This window comes from Enterobacter sp. CM29 (assembly GCF_013179605.1).
Lineage (GTDB): Bacteria > Pseudomonadota > Gammaproteobacteria > Enterobacterales > Enterobacteriaceae > Enterobacter > Enterobacter intestinihominis.
The window spans coordinates 1-4092 of sequence record NZ_JABMCU010000279.1; the positions used below are offsets into that span (position 1 = coordinate 1).

Genomic DNA, 4092 nt, shown 5'->3' on the forward strand with positions numbered 1-4092 from the left:
GCGACGTGAAATTTATGGTCATTGCGCCATTTACCATCTTCTGATGAATGCTGCGGCGGGCTGTGTCCCGCCGTTATGGAGACTGAACATGATGAAAAAAAGGGTAATCGTTGCGCTGCTGGCATTCGGGCTGGTGGCGTGCGCGCAGGATCAGGCGCCGAAAGAAGACTCCCGTCTTAAAGAGGCGTATAGCGCTTGCATCAATACCGCACAAGGTTCACCTGAGAAGATTGAAGCCTGTCAAAGCGTGCTGAACGTGCTGAAAAAAGACAAAGCCCATGAGCAATTCGCCACGCAGGAAAACGTTCGCGTGATGGATTACCAGGCCTGTATTCAGGCGCGTAAAACCGGTAACGATCAGGAAGTGGCGAAGCGTTGCGATAAGATTTGGGACGAGATTCGCAATAACAATAAATAAGTTGCTTTACGCCCGGTGGCGCTGCGCTTACTGGGCTTTTTCCAGGCAAAAAAAAGCCAACCTCACGGCTGGCTCAGAGTATGAACACTGACTTATTTTGCGTCGTGCGCATGTTCATTTTCGCGGCAATCCCCTTCAGCACAGTGACCGTACAGGTACAGGCTGTGGTTGGTCAGGCGGATGCCATGACGGGCGGCGATTTCACGCTGGCGTGATTCAATGGAATCATCGCTAAATTCAATGACCTTGCCACAGTCGAGGCAGATCAGGTGATCGTGGTGGTGCTGCTGAGTCAGCTCGAACACGGATTTACCGCCTTCGAAATTATGACGAGTAACAATGCCCGCGTCATCAAACTGGTTCAGCACACGATAGACGGTTGCCAGCCCAATCTCTTCACCCATATCGATAAGACGCTTATAAAGGTCTTCCGCACTGACATGGTGATTGTCTGGCCCCTGAAGCACTTCAAGGATTTTTAACCGAGGAAGCGTTACTTTCAGGCCAGCTTTCTTTAATGCGGTATTGTTGTCAGTCATGCGGAATCTGTCCTGTTGCTAAACGATTCACTTCAAAAGAAGAAGTGACAGAAAATGCACTTGGGATAATGCGTCTCATTATAGAACTGCCATGGCTAAATGAAAACTGCAAGTCTCAAGCAAAGTATGCTTATAAAAACGTGGTATCACCAACAAACTTGTTCGATGGCACCCACTTTTTACCAGGGGGATATTGTACAGGTCTGGACGAAAAAGTTAAAAGTTTGTAGCAATTAATTTAATCGGTTTTACCTGGACAACGGGCGCAACCGGAGTTGCGCCGCAGGGATATCAGGCGTTAAGGATATCGTCCAGGTTCAGCTCTTCACGAACCTGCTTAACCCATTTTTCTACACGCTCTGCGGTCAGCTCTGGCTGACGGTCTTCATCAATGGCAAGGCCAACGAAGTGATCGTCATCTGCCAGACCTTTGGAAGCTTCGAAGTGGTAACCCGCTGTTGGCCAGTGACCAACGATCGCCGCACCGCGCGGCTCAATGATGTCGCGAATAGTGCCCAGCGCATCACAGAAATACTCAGCGTAGTCTTCCTGATCGCCACAGCCAAACAGGGCAACCAGCTTGCCGTTGAAGTCGACTTCTTCCAGCGTCGGGAAGAAATCGTCCCAGTCACACTGTGCTTCACCGTAGTACCAGGTCGGGATGCCCAGCAGCAGGATGTCATAGCCCTCGAGATCTTCTTTGCTGCTCTTGGCGATGTCATGCACATCAGCAACGTCTTTACCGAGCTGTTTTTGAATGTTTTTTGCGATATTTTCAGTATTGCCGGTATCACTGCCAAAGAAAATGCCGATGATTGCCATGAGTAAAATAACCTCTTGAAACTTAATGGTATGGTGGCGCAAATTGTCCACGGATAAGGGCAATAATAGCAGAACAGGCAACCCTGCGGAAACAGCTATCACGCAGGACTGCACTCTGTGCTACATGAAAAAGGTAATATTGGGGATTTTCTGACTCACGCCTTGCCGCGTAACGTCTCAAGCTGGGCGATCAGCATCTCTTCGATCAGTTCGCTGCGGCTGATGTTGCGCGCGTCAGCTAACTCGTTAAGCGCATCGACGGCATCGGCATTCAGCTTGAGTTCGACACGCTTAAGCCCACGATTTTTATCGCGTTTAAGCTGGTTGCGTTTATTGATACGCAGCTGTTCATCGCGCGAAAGCGGATTCGTTTTCGGTCGTCCCGGTCGACGCTCATTCGCGAACAGATCTAGTGTCGTACGGTCCGTTTGTTCTTTGGCCATGATTCTGAGACTTCGGGGGAAACACGCCGCCCTGCTAATGCCCGGGCGATAAGCGCGCCATCATACATCACCCATATCCACACGCCAACGACTGGAAGCCCGTCGTCTTCCGGTCGCTGGCTTTTTAATCAATTCGCTGTATCAGTAAGATAGCGGCGAATGGCGCGCAGGACCGCATCCGGTTTTTCCGCGTGGACCCAGTGCCCGGCACCGGCGATGACGTGAGCGCGAGCCTGCGGAAATTGCGCCAGCAGCGTGTCACGGTACGCGTCAGTGACGTAAGGGGAGTTGCCGCCGCGAATAAAGAGGGTAGGGTGCGGCCAGGCGGGGACATTTTCCCACCCCACAATATGCGAATACTGATCCCACAGTACCGGGACGTTAAAGCGCCATTGTCCGTCAACAAAGGATTTCAGCAGGAACTGGACCACGCCTTCTTCATCGAGATGCTCGCGCATAACGGCTGCCGCCTGCTGGCGTGTGGAGACGCCTGACTCTGTCACAGCATTGATCGCAGCGAAAATCTCATCGTGACGGCGAACGTCGTAATTGACGGGCGCAACGTCAATGACCACCAGACCGGAAATTCGCTCAGGGGCCAGCGCTGTAAGCGCCATCACCGCTTTACCGCCCATTGAATGCCCGATGAGCGTCGCTTTCTGGATGTTATTCGCATCGAGGGTGTCCCGCAGATCCTGCGCCATGGCTGCGTAGGTCATCTCCTCCGAGCGCCCTGAAAGACCGTGATTGCGCATATCAACCTGGAGGATCTCGTGATCGGTCACTAAATCGCGCGCCAGCACGCCCAGGTTATCCAGGCTACCAAACAGGCCGTGAACCAGTACGATGGGAGAATTATTGTTCGGCGATTGTGCAGTTTGCGCTCGGGTATTCAATTTCATGGCAAAGTTCTTTTTTTAGGTTTGTCAGGTTAGGGTATCATGTTGACCATTCTGCCGCCCGGGGGCAAGGATCCAGTTTAATCTGACTTTTGCCGCCAACCTGGTTTGACGCTATCCGCTGTTGGGATTAGACCTTATAATCTCAACGACTTGTATTCAGATAAGATATCGCACTGGATTAAGATGAAAACAATCGAAGTTGATGACGAACTCTATCAGTATATTGCCAGCCAGACGCGGCATATTGGGGAGAGCGCGTCCGACATTTTACGGCGCATGCTTAAAATTTCCGCCGCCTCACAGCCCACTCCTGTCACTAAAGATGTCGTGTCTCAGCCGAGCGTTGTTGCACAAGTAAAACCTGCCGTCATGCCGGCAAAAGACAAAGTGCGCGCGATGCGCGAGCTGCTGCTGTCCGATGAATATGCAGAGCAGAAAAAGGCGGTTAACCGCTTTATGCTGGTGCTGTCTACACTTTACTCACTGGATAACAACGCATTTGCAGAAGCGACAGAGTCGCTGCACGGTCGCACGCGCGTTTACTTCGCAGGTGACGAGCAGACCCTGCTGCAAAATGGCAACCAAACCAAACCCAAACATGTTCCCGGTACGCCATACTGGGTGATCACCAATACCAATACGGGCCGCAAGTGCAGCATGATCGAACATATCATGCAGTCCATGCAGTTCCCGGCGGAATTGATCGAAAAGGTTTGCGGTACAATTTAACCCTTGCATCAGAAGGACCAGGCAATGGCAAATCACAGCCGTGCAGGACAACCTGCACAACAACGCGATTTGATTAACGTCGCTCAACTGACCGCGCAGTACTACGTGCTGAAGCCGGTGGTGGGCAACGCAGAACACGCAGTGAAGTTTGGTACATCTGGCCACCGCGGCAGCGCGGCGCGACATAGCTTTAACGAACCGCACATTCTGGCCATTGCTCAGGCCATCGCGGAAGAGCG

Annotated in this window: 6 protein-coding genes and 1 pseudogene; 3 read left to right on the forward strand and 4 right to left on the reverse strand. The window is 52.0% G+C overall.

The genetic code is table 11. The features are described 5' to 3' along the window. Positions 1-91: 91 nt before the first annotated feature. The gene (gene chiQ, locus HP459_RS21735) at positions 92-418 is read left to right on the forward strand and encodes a ChiQ/YbfN family lipoprotein (RefSeq protein ID WP_032621829.1); all 327 of its coding nucleotides are present in this window, start codon (positions 92-94) and stop codon (positions 416-418) included. A 92-nt stretch (positions 419-510) separates the two neighbouring features. On the opposite strand, the gene fur is transcribed toward chiQ, so the two are convergent. From fur to ybfF, 4 genes are all read right to left on the reverse strand, one after another. After that, positions 511-957, reverse strand: a complete 447-nt coding sequence (gene fur, locus HP459_RS21740) for a ferric iron uptake transcriptional regulator (protein ID WP_003858655.1) — start codon at positions 955-957, stop codon at positions 511-513. A 291-nt stretch (positions 958-1248) separates the two neighbouring features. Further along, positions 1249-1779 (reverse strand): flavodoxin FldA, encoded by a 531-nt coding sequence (gene fldA / locus HP459_RS21750; RefSeq protein WP_003858653.1) that lies wholly within the window; start codon positions 1777-1779, stop codon positions 1249-1251. A gap of 155 nt (positions 1780-1934) precedes the next feature. Further along, positions 1935-2222: a LexA regulated protein gene (gene ybfE, locus HP459_RS21755; protein WP_003858652.1), complete on the reverse strand. Its 288-nt coding sequence runs from the start codon at positions 2220-2222 to the stop codon at positions 1935-1937. 128 nt (positions 2223-2350) lie between these two features. Continuing rightward, positions 2351-3124, reverse strand: coding sequence for an esterase (gene ybfF / locus HP459_RS21760; protein ID WP_022647446.1), 774 nt, complete (start codon positions 3122-3124; stop codon positions 2351-2353). Between the two features lie 183 nt (positions 3125-3307). Here ybfF and seqA point away from each other — a divergent pair, with 183 nt between their 5' ends. Together seqA and HP459_RS21770 are read left to right on the forward strand one after the other, a co-directional pair. Further along, on the forward strand, positions 3308-3853 hold the full coding sequence (gene seqA / locus HP459_RS21765) for a replication initiation negative regulator SeqA (protein ID WP_003858650.1): 546 nt from the start codon (positions 3308-3310) through the stop codon (positions 3851-3853). Positions 3854-3877: 24 nt separating this feature from the next. After that, positions 3878-4092 (forward strand): annotated as a pseudogene (locus HP459_RS21770) (phosphoglucomutase, alpha-D-glucose phosphate-specific); the annotation flags it as partial.